The organism is Paraburkholderia sp. GAS33 (assembly GCF_050436645.1).
GTDB lineage: Bacteria > Pseudomonadota > Gammaproteobacteria > Burkholderiales > Burkholderiaceae > Paraburkholderia > Paraburkholderia phenazinium_B.
Genome location: NZ_JBNDMP010000007.1, coordinates 275,662 through 295,033 on the forward strand (window position 1 = coordinate 275,662; position 19,372 = coordinate 295,033).

The window sequence follows — 19,372 nt, forward strand, 5'->3', positions numbered from 1 at the left end:
ATCAGTGTCCTCCTCCGCCGCCTGCGGCTTTGGCCGGAGAAAAGAAAAACGTCACGGGAATGACCATGGCGCAGAAAAGTGCGAGGTAGCCGAACACATCCACGTAAGCCAGAATGGTCGCCTGTGAGATGAAGGTCGTATAGAGCTGCCCGGCGGCGGTTTTCATCGCCTGCGCGAGCGGCTGGCCGGTCATGCCGGCAATCGTATGCGCCGTGCGCTGCAGCGTGTCGTTGTAGTTCTGCGAGAGCGTCGTCGTATGGACCGACAAATGCGCCATGCGCGCCTGGGTGCGCTCGCGGATCAACGCGGTGGATAACGAAATGCCGATCGACCCCGCCACGTTACGGAACATCGTAAACAGCGCCGAGGCGTCGTCGTTGAGTTCGCGCGGCACGGTCAGATAGGCGAGCGTCGTAATCGGCACGAACAGAAAACCGATTGCAATCGACTGCGCGCTACGCATCTTGACGAGCGTGTCGTAGTCGACATTCGGCACGAGCGTATGCGAGTAGGCAAGGGCGAGCGCGAGCAGCAGAAAACCGGTCGCCACAAGGAAACGCGTCTGCACGTAGGGCATCGCGCGGCTGATAAGCGGAATCTCCATGACGATCAGAATCGCGCCTGGCGATAGCACGAGCCCCGCCAGCGTCGCGGTATAGCCGAGTTGCTGCTGGGCGAGTTGCGGCACGAGCACGGCGCTGCCATAGAGCATCATCGCAAAGGCCGCCATGGTGATGCAGCCAAGCGCGAAGTTACGATCCCTCATGCACGCCAGATTCACCACGGGCTTCTTCGCATAGAGCAGCCATGCTATCGCCCCCGCTATGCCCGCCACTGCCAGCGCCGCAAAGATGCGAATGAACGTCGACGAAAACCAGTCGTCGTCTTCGCCGCGATCGAGCATCACCTGCAGGCAGCCGAGACCGATCGCGATCAGCGTAATGCCGATATAGTCGATCGACACCTTGCCGCTGTCCTTGTTGCGCCACGGCGGATCTTCGACCAGCTGCATCACGGCGAGCGAGGTGAGAATGCCCACCGGCACGTTGAGCAGGAAGACCCAGCGCCATGAGAAGTTGTCGGTGATCCAGCCGCCGAGCGTCGGGCCCAGCACCGGCGCAACCACGATCGCCACCGCCGAAATCGAAAACGCGCGTCCCCGTTGTTCAGGCGGGAAGGTGTCGAGAATGATCGACTGCTGGTTCGGCTGCAGACCGCCGCCGAAGAACCCTTGCAGCAGCCGGAACACGATCAGCTGCATCAGGTTGCTGGCAATCCCGCACAGGAACGAGCAGATCGTAAACGCCACGATGCAGACCAGGAAATAGCGCTTGCGGCCCATCACCCGGCCAAGGAAACCTGAGATCGGCAACACGATGCCGTTCGCCACCAGGTAGGAGGTCAAGGTCCAGGTCGCTTCGTCGTAGCTCGCCGACATGGTGCCGGCAATATGCGGCAGCGCCACGTTGACGATGGTGGTGTCGAGCACTTCCATGAACGCGGCCAGCGTCACGACGATCGCGATCAGCCATGGATTGCCGGCAGGCTTCCAGTTGGCCTCGCTCATTTCAGGAAGACCTTGGGCGACACCGAAAGTCCGAGGCCGAGCGGCTGATCGCGCGGCATGCCGTCGTCGATCACGATCTTCACCGGCACGCGCTGGACGATCTTGACGAAGTTGCCGGTCGCATTCTCCGCCGGAAAGGCCGAGAAAACCGAGCCGCTGCCGAGCTGCACGCTGTCGATATGGCCATGCAGTTCCAGCTTCGGATACGCATCGACCTCGACGTTCACCTTGTCGCCGGGGCGCATGCGCTCGAGTTGCGACTCCTTGAAGTTGGCCGTCACCCAGACGTCCGGCGTGACGATCGAGAACAGCGACACGCCCGCCTGCAGGAAGCTGCCGTACTGCACATTGCGGCGCGTAACCCAGCCATCGGAGGGCGCCCGCACTTCGCAGTACGAGAGATTGAGGCGTGCCTGCTCGAGCTGCGCCTCAGCCTGCTGAACCTGCTGACGGCGTTCTTCCACCGTCGCCTCGGTCTGCCTGATCTGCTGCGGCACGAGGCTCGCCGTCTGCTGCTGGGCTTGTGCCTGCTGTACGCTGGCGCGGGCGGTTTGCTGCTGCGCGTCGGCGGTATCGATGTTCTGCTGCGAGGTGGCGCGCTGGTCGACCGCATGCTGACGCACGTAGGCGGCCTGCGCCTGCTTCAGGTTGGCCTCGGCCGAAGAGGTTTGCGCCTTGGCCTGCAGGTACTGCGCCGGATACTGCACCCGCGCGATATCGAGCTGGACCTGGGCCGCATTCAATTGCGCCTGCGCGAGCCCCAGTTGAGCCTGGGCGGCGTCCACCTGGGCCTGATACTCGCGCTTGTCGATGACGACCAGCAGCTCGCCCTTGTGCACGTAGACGTTGTCGTTGATCGCCAGCTGGACCACGTAACCCGAGACTTGCGGCGCAATCGTGATGGCGTTGCCGTCGGTGTAGGCGTCGTCGGTGGTGACCTGGTTGCGGGTCGCGAACCACCAGATAAACGCGCCGATCAGCAGGATCACGGCCACTATGGCAAGGATGATCAGCGGCTTTTTGCTCTTGTTCTTTCCGGAGCCATTGGCGTCCTTGCCATCCTTTTCGTCCTTGCCGTTGCCGTTATTGCTGTCCTTGTCGTTTTTGCTGCCGTTGTCGTTCTTGGTGGACCGGTCGTTCGCGCCGTTCTGGCCGCTCGCCGCGCGCCCGGAGTCGCCGGCGCTGGATTGCCGGTCGCGTTGCTGGTCTTCATCACCGTGGGATGGAGCGGTCTGGTCAGACATGACGATTCGTTCCGATAGGGCGGTGCCCGCTGCGGCAGCAATCGTTGTGCCCAGCTGCCTTGCGGATCGCGACGGAACGCCCTTGAACGCCATAGAGCCTGCTGTAAGCGCCATATGTTTGTGTCTGGGCGCGGCCTGTCGTACAGTCAGGCGAAACCGAATTAGGGTCGCGCGCGGTATCGGGCACGTTGCCTGCAAGCCACCCAGTTCGACCTACACTGAATTTATCGATTCGTCAGAGGAGATCGTCACGTGCAACATGCGGAGCGCGCCGTCGTCGACTTACCCCTGCCGTTACGCAACTTTGCTGCAACGCGGCGCATCCTGCTCGTGGTATTGGTCGCCTCGATCCTGTTTCCGCTCGCCTGTCTCGCAGGCTACGGATACTTCGACTATCAGCGCCGGATTGCCGATTCCGACAACATGATCGACCGCCTCGCACGCGTGACCGACGAGCAGGCCGTCAAGGTGCTCGATCTGAACCAGCAGATCATCGCCCGTATTCTCGACCTGCTCGGTGACGACGACGCGGCCGCGATCCGGGCCCACGAAGGCGAGATCTTCCAGCACCTGCGCGAGATTGGCGGCGACTTCCCGCAGGTGGCGGCCATTGCGATCTTCGACCCGGCGGGCAAGCTGCTGGTCAATAGCCGCGTCTTTCCCGCCCCGGACGTCTCGGTCGCCACACGCGACGATTTCCTCTCGGCAAAGGCGATCCGCCCGTCGACGTACTTCTCGCTGCCGATGTACGGGCAGGTCTCGCAGACCGATGTGTTCAACACGACGCTGGCCCGCTCGACGGCAGACGGGCGCTTCCTCGGCGAAGTGTCCATTGCGCTGCGCAGCGACTATTTCTCGCGTTTTTACAGCGACCTGACGGGAGGCGACCCATCGCTCGCGCTCGGTCTGTACCGCCAGGACGGCCAGTTGCTGGTGCGTTATCCGGGCTGGCCACCGGGCACCGAGCTGTCGGCGCATACGCCGTTTACCGATGCGTTGCGCGACAAGGAACTGTTCGGCCACGTGCGGATGACTTCGAGCGTCGACGGGGTGGAGCGGCTGCTGGCATTCCGCCGGGTCGCCGACTACCCGCTGTATGTGATGAGCGCCTACGCCACCTCCGCGATCTATGAGCAGTGGTGGCACCACTTCTTCCTGATCGCCACCATCACGGTGGTGCCGTGCATCGCCATCTGGCTGCTGGTGTTCTTCTCGCTGCGCCAGCTCGAGACCGAGCGTCAGGCCTGGGAGCGCTGGCAGGGCGAAGTGGCGATGCGGCTTTCCGCCGAGGCATCGACCCGTCAGTTGCAACGCATGGGTGCGCTCGGCAATCTGGTGGCCAACGTCGCGCACGACTTCAACAATCTGCTGATGGTCGTCTCGTCGAACATGCAGATGGCCCGCCACAAGGGCTTCAACAACATGGAAAACGAGGTGAAGGCGGTAGAGCGCGCCACCTCGACTGCGGAGGCGTTGACGCGCCGCCTCCTGAGCGTGGCGCGCAAGCAGCCGCTCAAACAGGAGCCGGTCCAGCTGGCGAAATGGCTGCCCGGCGCCGCCCCGCTGATCGACGCGGCGGTGGGCGACAAGGTGCAGGTGAAGCTCAATCTGATGGACGAGATCTGGCGCGTACTGGTCGACCCGACCGAGCTCGAGTTCGCCATCATGAACCTCGCGGTCAACGCGCGCGATGCGATGCCGCGCGGCGGGCGCTTCGCGATTCGCTGCCAGAACGTGCGGCTGGTGTCGAGCGACACATTGCTGCCCGATGGCGAATACGTGCTCATCACCTGTTCCGATGACGGCGAGGGCATGGCCGAGGCGGTGGCGCGCCGCGCCTTCGAGCCGCTTTTCACGACCAAGCTGCACGGTTCGGGCACAGGCCTCGGGCTCGCGCAGGTGCTCGCGATGTGCGAACAATCGGGCGGCACCGCGAAAATAGACAGCGTGTTGGGCAGCGGCACGACGGTGCGTCTGTATCTGCCGCGTTACCGCGAAGCGCGGGCGGCGCAGCCGGTAGTCGCCACGGCGACCGGCGACGACCACTCCGCTGCGCAGGGCGTGGTGCTGCTGGTGGAGGACAACGCGGATGTCGCAGCGGGCATCGCGGCCGTGTTGCAAACTTTCGGATGCGAAGTGCATCACGAAGCGACTGCGGACCGGGCACTCGATGTCCTCACCGCCGGGGAGACTTTCGAACTGGTGCTCTCCGATATCCAGATGCCCGGCAAGCTGAACGGCGTCGACCTCGCGGAACGGGTGCGCACTTCCTGGCCCGCCCAGAAGATCGCCTTGATGACCGGCTACGCCGACGAACTGGAACGCGCCAAACATATCGGCGTGGCGATTCTCGCCAAGCCATTCAATATCGACGAACTGCATGCGCTCGTGACTTGCGAGTGACGGTGAACCGGGTGAGTCTGGTGAACTGGCAGGACTGTCGCAGGTAAGGTCAGCCTCTCCGCTTGAATTTTCTACACGGCGTTGCAACTCCCCAAGGCTGCCGGCGTCGCCGACGCGATCCGGCGGACGCGCGTAGACTCGAGCCCTGTTGTTGCAGGATGGAAAATGCGTGGCCATCGGGCGGCGCATTAGCAGCACATGAGCAGTAAGCGAGCAGCAAATGCGAAGCAACCTTACGGAGATTATTCGATGGAACAGAGATATTTGGGCGCGTCCGGCTTCAAGGTTCCGGTGCTCAGCTTCGGCACGGGAACATTTGGCGGCAAGGGCGAATTCTTCGAGGCTTGGGGCGCAACCGATGTCGCCGAAGCGCGCCGTCTGATCGATATCTGTCTCGACGCGGGCGTGACGATGTTCGACAGCGCCGACATCTATTCGAAAGGCTCGTCCGAAGCTGTGCTCGGCGAAGCGATCAAGGGCAAGCGCGACAAGGTCATCATCTCGACCAAGGCCACCTTCCGTTTCGACGATGGGCCCAACAGTGTCGGCTCGTCGCGCTTTCACCTGATCCAGTCTGTCGACGCCGCCTTGAAGCGTCTGCAGACCGACTATATCGACCTGTTCCAGCTACATGGCTTCGATGCCAAGACGCCGGTCGTCGAAGTAATGTCGACGCTCGACGATCTCGTGCGGGCAGGCAAGATCCGCTATACAGGCGTGTCGAATTTTTCCGGCTGGCATCTGATGAAGTCGCAAGACGTGGCCGACCGTTACGGCTATCCGCGTTACGTCGCGAATCAGGCGTATTACTCGCTGGTAGGACGCGACTACGAATGGGAGTTGATGCCGCTCGGACTCGACCAGGGCCTGGGCGCGGTGGTGTGGAGTCCGCTTGGATGGGGCCGTCTGACCGGCAAGCTGAAACGCGGTCAACCGTTGCCGGAAAAGAGCCGCCTGCATAAAACCGCTGACATGGGTCCGCCGGTGCCGGACGAATATCTGTTCCGCGTGCTCGACGCGATCGACGAAGTGGCGGTCGAAACCGGCAAGACCGTGCCGCAGATTGCGCTGAACTGGTTGTTGCAACGTCCCACGGTTTCGACGGTGCTGATCGGTGCGCGTAACGAAGAACAGTTGCGGCAGAATCTCGGCGCCGTCGGCTGGAATCTGACGGCCGAACAGATGGCGAAGCTCGATGCCGCGAGCGCAGTGCGCCCCGTGTATCCGTACTGGCATCAGGAAGGCTTCGCGGAACGCAATCCGTCGCCGGTGTCAGGTGGAGCGTCGTAATCTGTAGTTGATGGCGGGTGGCCGGCCTTCAGTTCGTGGCGAGATGCCACGGGCTGAAGGCCGATGCTGTTATCCCTTCAGCATTTCAATCATGGTCACCATCAGCGTGAACATGCCGATGCAACCACCTAGCGTCACCGCGCCCTGCATGAAGTGCGACATATTTGAGGTCTCCTCGTGCTTAACGAAGGCCTCAATTTAACCTTAATTGAAAGAATAAAGAAAGCAAAAAGAAAGGTTTGGTGGAATTGAAACACCAGGGATAACCCTTGAACAAGGTCCTGTTTCGAGAACCACCCGTTCCGGTAAATGCCTCTCGGCCTGCACGAGCGACGGATATACTCACAAGCGTCGTCAATCTTCCGGGACAGGGCCGCCTCATGCGCTTCTCACCGCAGCGAACGCTCGCCGCGATCGTGTTGCTGATCGCCACCCAGACCGCTCTCGCGCAAGCGCCGAAAACCGTGTTTCTCGAAAACCTCACGTGGACAGAGGTACGCGACGAGGTGGCGGCAGGCAAGACCACCATCATCATTCCCATCGGCGGCACCGAGCAAAGTGGACCCGACGTCGCGCTCGGCAAACACAACGCGCGCGTCGCGGTGCTGTCGCAGCGCATCGCGCAGGGACTCGGCAATGCGCTCGTCGCGCCTATCGTGGCTTATGTGCCGGAGGGTGGTTATGCGCCGCCCACTTCGCACATGCGCTTTCCGGGCACCATCACGATTCCGGACGACGTCTTCGAAAAGATGCTCGAATCCGCCGCCAACAGCTTCGCTGTGCATGGCTTTAAAAACATCGTGTTTCTCGGCGACCACGGCGGTTATCAGAACGATCTCAGGCAAGTCGTCGCGCAGTTGAACAAGTCGTGGGCCGGCACCTCGACGCGTGCCTTCGTGCCGCCGGAGTACTACGGCACAAGTTCGGACGGCTTCAACGCGATTCTGCGCGAGCATGGCTTTCACGACGACGAGATCGGCACCCATGCGGGACTCGCAGACGTGTCGCTGCTGCTCGCGGTGGCGCCGCAAATGGTCCGGCTCGATAAGCTGCGCAGCGGTCCGAAGCCAGGGGCCGCCGATGGCGTGTACGGCGGCGATCCGCGTCGCGCGACCGCCGAGCTCGGTCAGCAGGGCATCGACGCAATCGTGTCGCGCACTGTGGAAGCAATCAGGAAAGATACGGCGGGGCACTGAGGTGCGTGCGTTGTGCATGGCGTTGTCTGTCGCCTCGTCCTCGTTGTGCTTGCTTTGCCCTTATATGCCGCTCGTTCATGGAGTTCATCGCTATGGCTTACCGGTCCGGTCGCTGGATGCAGCTCGTGTCGCTGGTTGGGGTGGTCCTGTCGGGACTATGGATGACTAGCCTCGCGGCGGCGGCAGCGCCCGCCGTCACGACCGTGGCGGGTATGCCGCCGGTGGTCAACGCGGGCAACCTGTACAGCGAGGCGGGCGTCAATCGCATGAGCGCCGCCGTGGCCGGCGCGCTGCCACGCGTCTATGTGCCCAACCTGCGCTCGAACGATGTCTACGTGATCGATCCGGCCACCTTCAAGGTGGTCGACAAATTTGCAGTCGGCCGTAGTCCGCAGCACGTGGTGCCCTCGTGGGATCTGCAGACGCTGTGGGTCGCCAATAACGCCGAGGGCCGGCTCGATGGCAGCCTCACGCCAATCGATCCGAAAACCGGCAAGCCGGGCAAGGAGGACATGGTCGACGATCCCTACAACATGTACTTCACGCCGGACGGCAAGGAAGCGATCGTAGTGGCCGAGGCGCGCGCCCGGCTCGACTTCCGCGACGCTCACACGATGGCGCTCAAGTCGAGCCTCGAAGTGCCGGAGTGCAAGGGCATCAACCACGCGGACTTTTCGATCGACGGCAAATACGCGCTCTTTACCTGCGAATTCGGCGGCAAGCTGGCGAAAATCGACATGGTGAACCGCAAGGTGCTGGGCTATCTGCAGCTCGACGCCAAGGGCATGCCGCAGGACATCCGGATCTCGCCGGACGGCAAGGTGTTCTACGTGGCGGACATGATGGCCGATGGCGTGTTCGTGGTCGACGGCGATACCTTTACCAAGGTCGGCTTCATCCATACCGGTATCGGAACGCATGGGCTGTATCCGAGCCGCGACGGCACGAAGCTGTACATCTCGAACCGCGGCTCAAACCGTGTGCATGGGCCCAGGCATGGCCCGGGCAGCATTTCGGTGCTCGACTTTGCCACGCGCAAGGTGTTGGTCACGTGGCCGATTCCCGGTGGCGGCAGTCCCGACATGGGCAACGTCAGCGCGGACGGCAAGATGCTATGGCTGTCGGGCCGCTTCGACGATGTGGTGTACGCGATCGACACGACCTCGGGCACCATGCATCTGATTCCGGTCGGCATGGAACCGCATGGCTTGACGGTGTGGCCGCAGCCGGGACGTTACTCGCTAGGGCACACGGGGAACATGCGCTGATGCGGGAGAGGGTAAGGGCAACCAGGGCGCCCGTGCCGATGCCGACACCGACGCAAACCGGTCAGGAGGTCTTCTCTTTTACCCAGTTCTTGGTCTTGTGATACCCGTGGCTCGTCGTGTTCGCGACTGCGTGCCCGGCGGTCTTCGCGCCATGCGCCACTGCATGGCCCGTTGCCTTCGCCCCGTGCGCAACCGCATGACCGGCATCACGGAACGCGTGTCCGGTTTCCTTTCCAGCGGTCTTCACGTCGCTCTTGAATTGATGTGCGGCATCGGAGACGTCCGCATGGGCCATCGGAGTGAGCGTGGCAAATGTCACTGCTATAAGCGCGGTCAGCGCGCTGAGCTTCTTCATCACACAGGTCCTGAAGTAACGCCGGGGCTCGACGCGAGCCCGGCCGTTGAAAGACAGATCAAGGGCAAAACAGGGAAACACTAAAGAGCACCGCTCGCATCGAGCATGACGGCGGCGCGGCCTGTCAGCAGCAGGCGCTCGTCACACCGCAATGCGAAGTGGTACAGAATATTATTCTCGTTGCCGCTCAAGCGCTCGGCTTCGACATTCAAGGGGCCATCCAGCGTATCGAGGCGCGCCACCTGCGCATCGACTTCCCGCACGCTGGCCAGAAAACCTGCCCGCGGACGTTGCTGTCCGGCTGCGCCCAGCAGCGCACCATGAACGGCCATTGCCTGGGCAGCGTACTCGATGCCACACACCGCCGCGAGGCGTCCGTGCGCACGCAGCGGATTATGCACGTCAAGATGACTGGTGGCCATACAGCGGATATGGTCGGCGTCCCACTCCGCGACGTGGTCGAGCAGGCACATCGCGCCGCTGTGCGGGATCTTCGTGGCAATCCACGCGCGGTCGAGCGGCGGTGAAGGCGGCAGGGTTGAAGTCATGGCGTTGTCTACTCGCTAGAACCGTTCGGCACAGTGATATCGAGTTGAAGCTGTACGTCCTGCAGATAATCGAGTACCACGCTCGCTGGGCGCTGTTTCGCCAACGCTTCGAGCAAGGGCAGGGCGCGGGCGGCGGGGTTGCTGCGGCGCATCTGTTCGAACTCCGGCACGGCAAGCACGCTGGCGGGCGTGTCGGTGAGCCGTGCGTCGATGCGCGCCAGCGCGCTGGTATCCGTGCCTGCGGCCGTGCCTACATCCGCACCTTGCACCGGCGAGAGCAGCAGCGCAACGCCGAACGCGTCGGGGACCGGCCGGACGTCGCGCATCGGTGCCGGGTACTCGGTGTCGAAGACGATCAGCAGCGTGGGCACCCCGTCGACCGCCACCTGGCAAAGACTCTCGAGGAGGCCCGCGGCGAAACTGCCGTCGTACGCGCACAGCACGTTGGACGGCGCCATCGCCCGTGTTGCGATGCTCCAGTAGCCGGCCGGCGCGTTATGGACCGAGTTGTGGAAACGGGTGGGCGAGAGCTTGCGGTCGTCGCTCGCGAGCGTCTCGCAGATTGCATGGCAGTTCTGACCATCGCCGCCCGATGCCGAAAACACCGTGGCAAGCGAGGCGGCATCGCGGCCGCTTGCCGCCACCGCTTCATGGCCCACCGCGAGGGCGAGTTTAACGCTGGTGCCGGTGCGGCGCCGCTCGGCGGAGGGCAGGCTGGCCGGTGCCGGCACTACCGTGCGCGCAGCCTCGTAAGGCGCGCGGCCGGCAAGGACGGCCTGGGCTTCGACCCAGCTGGCAAGGCCCGGACCTATCAAACCGACGCTTTCAATGACAGCGCTCAAGGGAATCATCACGCTGCCCTCCCGTTGTTTCCGCTAGTCCCGTCAGATGCTTGATCCGCATGGCTGAACCCGCGGGTGAACAGCAGGCTGCAATTGGTGCCGCCAAAGCCGAATGAATTGCTGAGCACACTACGCAGGCTGGCCGGCCGGCTCGTCAGCAGATAGTTGAGACCCAGCGCTGGATCGGCCTCGCTCGTGTTGATGCCGGCGGGCAGCCACTGCTCGCGCAACGTCAGTGCGGCGATGACGGCTTCCAGCGCTCCCGCCGCGCCGAGCGTATGGCCGGTCGCCCCCTTGGTGGAACTGCAGGGCGTGCCGTCGAACAGCGCGTTGACCGCGAGGCTTTCCGCGGCATCGTTGCTGGGCGTCGCCGTGCCGTGCAGGTTGATGTAGTCGATCCCGGCCGCAGCGATCCCGCTACTCGCCAGGGCTTGCTCCATCGCAAGGCGTGCGCCGAGTCCCTCGGGATGCGGCGACGACATATGGTACGCATCGCTCGATTCGCCGATGCCGGCGAGCAGGATCGCATCGTCGGCAAGCGGGGCGCTTGCGCTGTCGTCTCCATCCGGCACGCGCTCGAGCAACGCAAACGCCGCCGCCTCGCCGATCGAGATGCCGCTGCGATGGGTATCGAAAGGCTTGCAGGGACCATTCGAAAGCAGTTCGAGCGAGTTGAAACCATACAGCGTGGTGAGACACAGCGAATCGACGCCGCCCACCACGGCCGCATCGATCAGCCCAGCGGCGAGCATGCGGCGCGCCGAGCCGAACACTTTGGCGCCCGACGAGCATGCCGACGAAACGACCAGCGCTGGACCCTTCAGCGCGAAATAAGTGCGCACGAAGCTGGCGGACGAATAGGGATTGTGCGTCTCGGCATAGTGAAACCCGGCGGGCAATGCGCCGCTTTGCGGATCGCGCTGCCGGTATGCGAGTTCGGTCTCGAGGATGCCAGCCGTGCTGGTGCCGATAAACACACCGACACGCTCTGCGCCATAACGCTGCGCTGCCGCTGCGACAGCCTGCGCAAAACCGTCCTGCGTGAGGCCGAGTTGCGCGAGCCGGTTGTTGCGGCAGTCGAAGTCGCGCAGGTCGGCGCGCACCGGCTCGACATTGACGCCTTCGACCTCGCCGATCCAGGTGTCGAGCGTCGCGCGCTCGAAGCGGCACGGTGCGAGCCCGCCGCGTTGCTCGCGTAGCGCGGCGAGCGTGGCGTCGAGGCCGCGTCCGGCACAACTCGTGGCGGTGAATTGCGTGAGCAGGAGAGGTTTCACGACAGTTCGGTCCTGTTACGGTTCGATGGAACGGTCCGGGCGGATTGTGCCAACCCCGGGCCGGCCGATGACGCCGAAGTCCTTGCGTCAATGGTAGCAAACGGCAGGCTCGTGCTATCCGGCGTCTCAGGCATCTTCAGCTCCCGGTGCGATTGCAGCGCGCAGCGTCGTGCAACGCAACTGCGCAGCCGCGGCGGCTTCGAGCACGCGAGGCAATACGTCAAGCACCACCGGTTGATTGTGCGCATCGCGGGCCGGATTGCCGTCGTGCACGAGCAGGATGTCGCGCGGCGCGAGCCCGCGCAGCAGCCGCTGTGCCACCACCTCGGCGTCGCGCGTGCGGGTATCGAAGCCGCGCCGGGTCCAGCTCGCCAGATGCAGTCCGAGCCCACACAGCACCGGTTCGAGGAACGGATTGCGCAATCCGGCAGGCGCCCGGAAGAAGAGCGGCCTCGTCCCGGTGATGTCAGTCAACGTCTGTTGCGCCGCCGCGATTTCGCGCTCCAGGGCACGCGGCCCCGTCACCGAAAAGTTATGACGATGCCGCTGACTGTGATTCTCCACGGCATGGCCACGGCCGACGATCGCTTCGACGCAGTGCGGATAGCGGCGCGCCATATCGCCGATGCAGAAGAACGTCGCGCGGGCGTCGTAACGGTCGAGCAGGTCGAGGATGCGCGGCGTGACTTCGGGATTGGGGCCGTCGTCGATGGTCAGCGCGATCTGTCTGCCGGCGCTTTCGGGCAGCGCCGTCCAGTTCAGACCCAGCAGCGTGCTGCGCGGCCACAAACCAGCGGCTACCAGCGCCAGATGCGAGGTGACGAGACTCCCCATCGCCCAAGGCCAGAGCGCCGGCTGTGCCAGGAACGCTGCCGCAGCGCCGACATGCAGCGCGGCCGAGCCGGTGACAAAAGGCGACGGCTTCCAGCGTCGTGCGACGCCAGGCGCTGCATACGAGGTACGCGAGGGCGATGACGTGCGAGGTGTCGTCGAATTCATACTCGCTCTCCAGTACGGCGTGCGGCCGCTTCGATTGGCTCGACTGTTTCTGCTGTTTCGGCCGCGTCGCCCCGCGTGATGGCCGGTGCGAGAATCGCCGAGAACAAAAGGGCGAGGATTGCGCCCGGACCCACGGTCAAACCGAACGCCTTGAGCAGGGGCACACGGGCGAGCACCAGCAGTCCGAAGCCCGCCACGGTCGCCAGATTGGCAATCAGCAGTGAAACCAGAGTTTGCGGGGCAATACTTAGGCCCCCTGTCGAACCACGGTTCGGCTTGTTGAAAAAGAGCGCATAGTTCGAGCCCACGGCGACGATCAGCAACATCCCGATCAGATGCAGGATGGTCAGTTGCTCGCCCGCCAGCGCGAGGCCCGCGCTAACCACCAGCACGGAGGCGATGAGCGGCGCGAGCGTGCGGACCACCGCCTGCGGCGAGCGCAGCGCGATCAGCAGCAGCACGACGATCGCGCCGAGCCCGGCGAGCGACAGATGAATATCCTCGCGCACGTAGTTGATGTAGAGGCGATCGGCTTCTGCCTTCATGTCGACGAAGAGCGCGTCCGGCACCTGGGCGCGCGCCACCGCGGCGCCGATCGTGGCGGCGTCGAGGCTCGGTTCGTCGGGGGCGGCGGTATGCCCCGCGTTCTGCGCGCTATCCGGTGCGCGCAGCGACAGCATCGCGCTCCAGCGGCCTGCGCGTTCGGTCAGGAGAGCGTCGACCGCGAGCGCCATCGAAGTGCCGCGCAGATCCGCGCGCTGCAGCACCGGCTGCTGACGGGCCGCCTGGACATCGGCAATAAACGGTGCGAACGCCTCCGGCTTGACGCTGATAGCCTGATTGGCGACGGCCTCGCGCATCCGCGCCGTCAACTCATCCGCGGACGGCAGGCTGGCGAGACGCGCGCGCTGCGCGGCAACGCTTGGCAGATACAGCGCCGGACTTTCGTAGCCCGCCAGCACGCCCTTGTCCACGAGTGGCTGCAATTGCGCGGACACCTTCTCGGCGCCTTCCAGCACCGCTTCCTGGCTCGCACCCGAGATCACCACCAGATAACGCACGTCGGGCGCGCCGACATCGGCCCGCAGGCTTTCGTCGAGCGCCTGGCTTTGTGCCGACACCGGGCTCAACGCGGACAGTTCGTGACTCCAGACATGCTGGCGATGAAAAGCCAGCGTTGCGACCGACGCCACCAGCAACGCGACCAGCAGCCAGCGCAGACGAGGTGCGGCGGCGGTCAGCGTGGCGAGTCTTGGGCCGAGCGGGGCGACGTCGCGAATCGCGAAACGCGCGCCGCGCAGATGCGGCAGGACGAAACGCGTGACGAGCGCTGCCACTACCAGGCCCGCGATCGAATACGCGCCCAGTTGCACGAGGCCCGGGAAGCCTGAAAACAGCATTGAAGCGAACCCGCAGACCGACGTCAGCATGCCGAGGCGGATGGTTGGCCAGTAGACGGCAATCCAGTTGCGCAGCGTCGCATCTTCGCGCAAGGATGCAGAACCAGCAGCAGACAAGGCACCATGAGCCTGCGCGCGCGAAGACTGCACGAACAGATAGATCGAATAATCGACCGCCTCACCGATCAGCGTGGTGCCGAAGCCGAGCGTCATGCCGTGCACCGTGCCGAACGCGAGGCTGACTGCGGCGAGCCCTGCCGCCACGCCCGACAGTACCGGCAGCAGACCCAGCAGGAGCGTGAGTGGCGAACGGTACACCACCAGCAGCAACGCGACGATCAGCAGGAGGCTAACCACGGAGAGGCGGGCAACGTCATGCTTGATGTTGTCGCGCGTCTCGACTGAAAACACGCCCGGCCCGGTCATTACCAGGCGGAATGCGGACGGATTCGGGACGCTTCGCCTGGCCGTATCGAAAGCCTGTTGCAGCGTGGCCATGGCGCGGGCCTGAGCGTCGGTGTCGGAGCCGGCTCCGGTGGTCTGCACGACCATGACCGCACGCTTGCCGTCGCGCGAGGCCCACACGCCGTCCTGCGACCTCGGTTGCGCGCCGCTATCGAGCCGGTTGACGAGCGCGGCAACTTCGCCGGTCGGATCGTGCGGCAGCAGTTCCTTAGTGAACATGCCCGCCGATGAGCCGAGCAGATCGAGGCTGTCACCGAGCGCCTGATGCAGGCCGTCTGCGGAGAAACGCTGCGGCGTCACCGCAGGACTCAGCACATAGCGATGCTGGAAGATGAACTGCTGGTCGCGCGTCTCGCTGACGGGTTCGCCGTTGTTTACCGAGGCAAACTGCGTGTCGCCGCGCAAGCTGGCGGCCATCTTGCGCGAGAGCGCCGCGCGGGTCGCAGGATCGCCACCTTCGATACCCACCAGAATCAGCCGCGACACCAGGCCGTCGCGCAACTGGTCGACCAGCACGCGCTGGCCGGCGCTCGGCGAGCGCGGCAGGAAAGCGGACAGGTCGGCGGTGAACGTCGTACGGCTGATCACCACCGCGCAGGCCAGCAAAAACACGAGCCATATCAGAACGGCGCGTTGTCGCAGCAGCCGCCCCATGCCACCTGGTGATGTACCGCCGACAGACTGCTCGCGCATCAGTTGGCCGCGTCGTTTTGCAGGCGCATCAGCGAATGATCGCCGTCGGCCTGCTGGATCGCGACGGTATGCAGAACGTCGCGCGTACCCGTCAGCGTAATGGTGCTGATCGTCTTCAGCATGCGGGAATCGAGCGGGGTGAGCGTGAGCGTCCAGTCGTCGCCGGTTCCCGTGACCGCCACCTTATACACCTGCTCGAGCGCGAAACGGTTGCCCGATAAAGTCGCGCGAATGCTTTCGATGAAAGCCGACAGGTCCGGGTACTGCGTCAGCGCGAGTGTGTACTTGTGGCCGTTGCGGGCAATCGTCAGCTTGTCGCCGTCGACCACGAGGTCTTCCGGCTTCGGGTTGTCCGTGCGCTTTTCCAGATGGTCCGGTGCCGTGAACGTCAGTTCGCCTGAGGATGTCACGGGCTCGTTGGCGATCGACAGATACTTCGTTTCCACGAAGCTCGCGCGCCCGGATTTTTTCTGTCCCAGTGTGGACATCAGCCGGTCGAGGTTCCAACTGGTGGCGTCGGTGCTGGCCGCGTTGGCGGCGCCGGCGGCACAGCAGGCGCTGGCAAGCGTCAGCAGCGCGGCAAGCGTCAGCAGCGCGGCAAGCGCGCGAAGCCGGCAGCGCAGGGAAACACGGGGCAGTGGGCGGGCTGCAGTCATGCGTCAGGTATTCCTGCTCGTGGTAGTGATCGTCGTATTGATCGCGGTGAGATCGGCGCTGGACGTCAACGGTGTCGCGAGCCTCCGGCTCGCCTGCCGGGCGACGGGTTCGGCCGTGGCTTCACCGCGTGGCTGAGTTTGCACCGTGGCCGCCACTTCGGGCGCGGTCTCGACCTCGACCCTCGTCGCAGCAACGGTCTGCGGTCCACTCGCGGCTGCGCCGTCGGGAATCGGCTCGGCGTGCCAGAAATCGAAGAAGTTGAACCAGTTGTACGGCGCAGCGCGGCAATGTTTTTCGAGCAATGCCGCGTAGCGCGTCAAGGCGGCCTGCACCTCGGCGCCGCGTTTGCCGCGCTCGACCCTGGAGAAATCCGCCAGCGTTTCGAAGTGAATATCGTAGCGGTTGCCGCCGCGATACAGTCCGGTCATAAAGATGACCGGGCGTTTGAGCATGGCCGCCATATGCAGCGGCCCGAGCGGAAACGCCGCGGGCGCGCCGAGAAAATCGACCCAGCGCATCGAATCGCGGGCGTCACCCAGTATGGTGCGGTCGGCGAGAATGCCGATCATGCTGCCGGTGTCGAGATGCTCACGAACCTTGAGCATCGAATCCACCTGTCCCAGACCGATCACGGCCTGCTTCGCCGCCGGGTTGATGGACGCAAGGATCTTGTTAGTCCGGCGCGCGTTGTCCTCATACATCGTGATGGCGACCCGCAGATTCGGCTGGGTACGCCCGAGCGCCCGCATGACTTCGAAGCTGCCCAGATGCGCACCCATCAGGAACGCGCCGCGTCCTTCGGCCAGCGTGTCGCGCATGACTTCTCTGCCGTGCACGCGCAGGTCGAACAGGTCGAAGCGGTCGTTGAGCAGATAGATGCGGTCGTGGATGGTCGCACCGAACACGATCAGGTGCCGCCAGACGTCGAGCCAGGTCGCCGGTCGTCCGAGGGCGCGCGTGAGATAAGCACGCGACGCTTTGCATGCGGCCGGGGAAAACAGCATGAAATAGGCGCTGGCAGGCGAGAGCACGATACGGCTTACGCGCCGGCCGAGGCGTAGCGACAGCCACGTCATGAGGCGCATCAGCGGAATGTTGCTGCGCTCCTTGCGTTGGGTCCAGGCGGGGCGTTTCATGAGCACACCGCCTCGGTTGCTGGAGCTACTGGCGTGGCCGGGGCGGCTGGCTCCATGCCAGCCAGCAGGCCGCTCGCCACGACGCGGGTTGCGGCGTTGATGGTGAAGCGGATGGCACCGCTCGCCGTGATCTCGAAGCTCAGATCGAGCGGTGTGCCCGGTGTAGCCGGGCCTGGAAATTTGGCGGAACGCAGGCGGCAGGCATCGAGCGACCGGTTCAGCGCGGTGCCGATCGCGCTGATGGCGTGGTCGAGCAACACCACGCCGGGGACGATCGGCTGGCCGGGAAAGTGTCCGGCGAGGGCAGGGTGGTCGGGGGCGATGGTGAAGCGAATCGTTGAGGTGGCGGGGCGCGCGCCGGCGGCCGGGCTTGCGGACGACGCAGCGGCTGCCGGTTGCGCGTGCCGAACGTGTTGTGCCTTCCGGGCCTGTTGCATCCCTTGCATCTGTTGCGTCGATTGAGCCTGTTGAGCCACTAGCGCGGTCAGCACATCACGCGGCAACTTGCCCGTTGCGTTGCGCGGCAGCGCATCCACGAAGTACAGCGGGCGCGGCATGAATGCGGCGTCGATGCGTTCGCGCAGCGCACGCTGGAGACCGGCGGGCGCAAGGCCGGGCGCAACCACAAACGCCGTCAGACGCGTCACCTGCTCACTGCGCCCTGCGCCGGTGATGCCCGAAGTGCCCGCGGTGTTGGCGGTGTCCGCAATCGCAGCAGCAGGTTCGTCCGGCATGAAGAACACACCATCGACCACGCCAGGTATTTCGTTTAACTGATGATTCAGATAACCCAGCGAGGTCCGCTTGCCGGCGATATTGATGAGATCGCCCTTGCGGCCATGCAGCAGAAAACGGCCGGCATCGAGCAGTTCGATCGCGTCGCCCAGCGGTAACGGCGCTTCGAGGTGACCGCCGGACGCCCAGACCGTAGCGTCGCCGTCTCGTGGCTCACCTTCACTTTCTCCGCTCGTATCTTGAGCATCGCCGCTGCGCCGTGTCTCCAGGCTGATGCCCGGATAGAGATCCCAGGCGGCCCCCTGCGCGGTACGGCGCGTCGCGATCTGGCCGCTTTCGGTGCTGCCATAGATCTCAAGCAACGGTGCGCCGATACGTGCCTCGGCGGTGCGCGCGAGTTCCTGCGTGAGCGGCGCAGTCGCGGACAACATCAACGAGACCGGTGGCAGTGCCTGGTCGGACAGCATCAACGCGCGCAGGTGAACCGGCGAAGTGACCAGCACCCGCGGCTGCGGGACGGCAGCGAGTTCGGCGGCGACATCGCCCGGATAGAACGGCTGGCGGTTGCTGAACGCAAAGCCGCCGATCAACGCCAGCAGCACGGTGGTTTCGAAACCGTACATGTGCTGCGGCGGCACCGTGCCGACCAACGTGCAGGCACCCATCCCGAACAGGCCGAGACGGTCCGCCGAGGTGCGCAGGCACTGCACCAGGTTACCCCATGTTTTGCCATGCGGGACCGGCACGCCGGTCGAACCGGAGGTGAACAGATAAGCCATGACACGCGTCGCGTCGATTTGCGGCACGACGGTTTCTGCGGCAGTGGGGAAGAGGGTCGCGGAGTCCGCTAAACCAGCAGAGAAATCCTCGCTGGAAGACCCACAGGACTGCGCAGCAATACCTGCCGACGAAAACCGGAAGCGCGGCAATTCCACGGCGCAGTCGGCGGCATCGTGCAGGCAAAAAGTATCGGGAGCAAACGACGCCAGCTGGCGCACCGCTTCCGGCGTATGCGCGGAAGGCAGCAGGCTGATCTTGCCCGCTACCAGGGCCGCGCAAAGGCCGACCGCGAAACGATAGCGGTCCGTGCACATGTTGAACACATGGCCACCGGCCGGCAGTGCCTTCGCGAGGGCCGCCACGTCGGCGAGAAACTCGCGTACGGAGACCGGCGTGCCGTCGCGCCAGGCAATCGTCTGTGCAGACGACGAGTGGAACAACAAAGGAAAGCTCGGCATAACGTCAGTCAGGGCAGTTACCGTGGCTCCGTGCTACGCCATTCAAGGCTGCGCGGAGGTTT

General features: G+C 64.3%; 15 protein-coding genes. 4 read left to right on the forward strand and 11 right to left on the reverse strand.

Annotated elements, in window-relative coordinates; all coding sequences use genetic code 11:
- Nucleotide 1: 1 nt before the first annotated feature.
- A complete protein-coding gene (locus P3T24_RS22695; RefSeq protein ID WP_429405085.1) occupies nt 2-1,567 on the reverse strand; it encodes a DHA2 family efflux MFS transporter permease subunit in 1,566 nt (521 codons plus the stop codon).
- The gene (locus tag P3T24_RS22700; RefSeq protein ID WP_429437991.1) at nt 1,564-2,811 is read right to left on the reverse strand and encodes an HlyD family secretion protein; all 1,248 of its coding nucleotides are present in this window, start codon (nt 2,809-2,811) and stop codon (nt 1,564-1,566) included. Before P3T24_RS22700 ends, P3T24_RS22695 begins: the two co-directional genes overlap by 4 nt.
- Before the next feature lie 252 nt (nt 2,812-3,063).
- Here P3T24_RS22700 and P3T24_RS22705 point away from each other — a divergent pair, with 252 nt between their 5' ends.
- The 4 genes from P3T24_RS22705 (at nt 3,064) to P3T24_RS22720 (ending at nt 8,968) form a co-directional block, all read left to right on the forward strand.
- Nucleotides 3,064-5,214, forward strand: a complete 2,151-nt coding sequence (locus P3T24_RS22705) for an ATP-binding protein (protein ID WP_429437994.1) — start codon at nt 3,064-3,066, stop codon at nt 5,212-5,214.
- Nucleotides 5,215-5,463: 249 nt separating this feature from the next.
- A complete protein-coding gene (locus P3T24_RS22710) occupies nt 5,464-6,504 on the forward strand; it encodes an aldo/keto reductase (RefSeq protein WP_429437996.1) in 1,041 nt (346 codons plus the stop codon).
- Nucleotides 6,505-6,884: 380 nt separating this feature from the next.
- Nucleotides 6,885-7,700, forward strand: a complete 816-nt coding sequence (locus P3T24_RS22715; RefSeq protein WP_429437999.1) for a creatininase family protein — start codon at nt 6,885-6,887, stop codon at nt 7,698-7,700.
- Nucleotides 7,701-7,816: 116 nt separating this feature from the next.
- Nucleotides 7,817-8,968, forward strand: coding sequence for a hypothetical protein (locus tag P3T24_RS22720; RefSeq protein ID WP_429438222.1), 1,152 nt, complete (start codon nt 7,817-7,819; stop codon nt 8,966-8,968).
- A gap of 61 nt (nt 8,969-9,029) precedes the next feature.
- Here the strand turns inward: P3T24_RS22720 and P3T24_RS22725 are convergent, their stop codons facing one another.
- The 9 genes from P3T24_RS22725 to P3T24_RS22765 all read right to left on the reverse strand — a co-directional run bounded on the left by P3T24_RS22725 (nt 9,030) and on the right by P3T24_RS22765 (nt 19,310).
- Complete coding sequence (locus P3T24_RS22725) at nt 9,030-9,323, reverse strand: hypothetical protein (RefSeq protein ID WP_074264590.1); 294 nt, start codon at nt 9,321-9,323, stop codon at nt 9,030-9,032.
- A gap of 80 nt (nt 9,324-9,403) precedes the next feature.
- Nucleotides 9,404-9,871 carry a hotdog family protein gene (locus P3T24_RS22730; RefSeq protein ID WP_429438001.1) on the reverse strand — a complete coding sequence of 156 codons (468 nt, stop codon included), beginning with the start codon at nt 9,869-9,871 and terminating at the stop codon, nt 9,404-9,406.
- A gap of 8 nt (nt 9,872-9,879) precedes the next feature.
- Nucleotides 9,880-10,722, reverse strand: a complete 843-nt coding sequence (locus tag P3T24_RS22735; RefSeq protein ID WP_429438224.1) for a beta-ketoacyl synthase chain length factor — start codon at nt 10,720-10,722, stop codon at nt 9,880-9,882.
- Nucleotides 10,722-11,987 (reverse strand): beta-ketoacyl-[acyl-carrier-protein] synthase family protein, encoded by a 1,266-nt coding sequence (locus tag P3T24_RS22740; RefSeq protein WP_429438004.1) that lies wholly within the window; start codon nt 11,985-11,987, stop codon nt 10,722-10,724. The genes P3T24_RS22735 and P3T24_RS22740 overlap by 1 nt, the downstream gene beginning before the upstream one ends.
- 126 nt (nt 11,988-12,113) lie before the next feature.
- Nucleotides 12,114-12,986: a polysaccharide deacetylase family protein gene (locus P3T24_RS22745; protein ID WP_429438007.1), complete on the reverse strand. Its 873-nt coding sequence runs from the start codon at nt 12,984-12,986 to the stop codon at nt 12,114-12,116.
- Nucleotides 12,983-15,544 carry an MMPL family transporter gene (locus tag P3T24_RS22750; protein ID WP_429438008.1) on the reverse strand — a complete coding sequence of 854 codons (2,562 nt, stop codon included), beginning with the start codon at nt 15,542-15,544 and terminating at the stop codon, nt 12,983-12,985. The genes P3T24_RS22745 and P3T24_RS22750 overlap by 4 nt, the downstream gene beginning before the upstream one ends.
- Nucleotides 15,544-16,200 (reverse strand): outer membrane lipoprotein carrier protein LolA, encoded by a 657-nt coding sequence (locus P3T24_RS22755; RefSeq protein WP_429438011.1) that lies wholly within the window; start codon nt 16,198-16,200, stop codon nt 15,544-15,546. Before P3T24_RS22755 ends, P3T24_RS22750 begins: the two co-directional genes overlap by 1 nt.
- A 3-nt stretch (nt 16,201-16,203) precedes the next feature.
- Entirely contained in the window at nt 16,204-17,337 is a 1,134-nt protein-coding gene (locus P3T24_RS22760) for an acyl-CoA synthetase (protein ID WP_429438014.1), read from the reverse strand.
- The gene (locus P3T24_RS22765; protein ID WP_429438016.1) at nt 17,334-19,310 is read right to left on the reverse strand and encodes an AMP-binding protein; all 1,977 of its coding nucleotides are present in this window, start codon (nt 19,308-19,310) and stop codon (nt 17,334-17,336) included. The genes P3T24_RS22760 and P3T24_RS22765 overlap by 4 nt, the downstream gene beginning before the upstream one ends.
- Between the last annotated feature and the right edge of the window lie 62 nt (nt 19,311-19,372).

Excerpts from the sequence above, each read along its gene's own strand:
- P3T24_RS22695 (WP_429405085.1), bottom strand. The coding sequence starts at position 1,567 with ATGAGCGAGGCCAACTGGAAGCCTGCCGGCAATCCATGGCTGATCGCG.
- P3T24_RS22700 (WP_429437991.1), bottom strand. The coding sequence starts at position 2,811 with ATGTCTGACCAGACCGCTCCATCCCACGGTGATGAAGACCAGCAACGC.
- P3T24_RS22710 (WP_429437996.1), top strand. The coding sequence starts at position 5,464 with ATGGAACAGAGATATTTGGGCGCGTCCGGCTTCAAGGTTCCGGTGCTC.
- P3T24_RS22715 (WP_429437999.1), top strand. The coding sequence starts at position 6,885 with ATGCGCTTCTCACCGCAGCGAACGCTCGCCGCGATCGTGTTGCTGATC.
- P3T24_RS22720 (WP_429438222.1), top strand. The coding sequence starts at position 7,817 with ATGCAGCTCGTGTCGCTGGTTGGGGTGGTCCTGTCGGGACTATGGATG.
- P3T24_RS22725 (WP_074264590.1), bottom strand. The coding sequence starts at position 9,323 with ATGAAGAAGCTCAGCGCGCTGACCGCGCTTATAGCAGTGACATTTGCC.
- P3T24_RS22730 (WP_429438001.1), bottom strand. The coding sequence starts at position 9,871 with ATGACTTCAACCCTGCCGCCTTCACCGCCGCTCGACCGCGCGTGGATT.
- P3T24_RS22735 (WP_429438224.1), bottom strand. The coding sequence starts at position 10,722 with ATGATTCCCTTGAGCGCTGTCATTGAAAGCGTCGGTTTGATAGGTCCG.
- P3T24_RS22745 (WP_429438007.1), bottom strand. The coding sequence starts at position 12,986 with ATGAATTCGACGACACCTCGCACGTCATCGCCCTCGCGTACCTCGTAT.
- P3T24_RS22750 (WP_429438008.1), bottom strand. The coding sequence starts at position 15,544 with ATGCGCGAGCAGTCTGTCGGCGGTACATCACCAGGTGGCATGGGGCGG.
- P3T24_RS22755 (WP_429438011.1), bottom strand. The coding sequence starts at position 16,200 with ATGACTGCAGCCCGCCCACTGCCCCGTGTTTCCCTGCGCTGCCGGCTT.
- P3T24_RS22760 (WP_429438014.1), bottom strand. The coding sequence starts at position 17,337 with ATGAAACGCCCCGCCTGGACCCAACGCAAGGAGCGCAGCAACATTCCG.
- P3T24_RS22765 (WP_429438016.1), bottom strand. The coding sequence starts at position 19,310 with ATGCCGAGCTTTCCTTTGTTGTTCCACTCGTCGTCTGCACAGACGATT.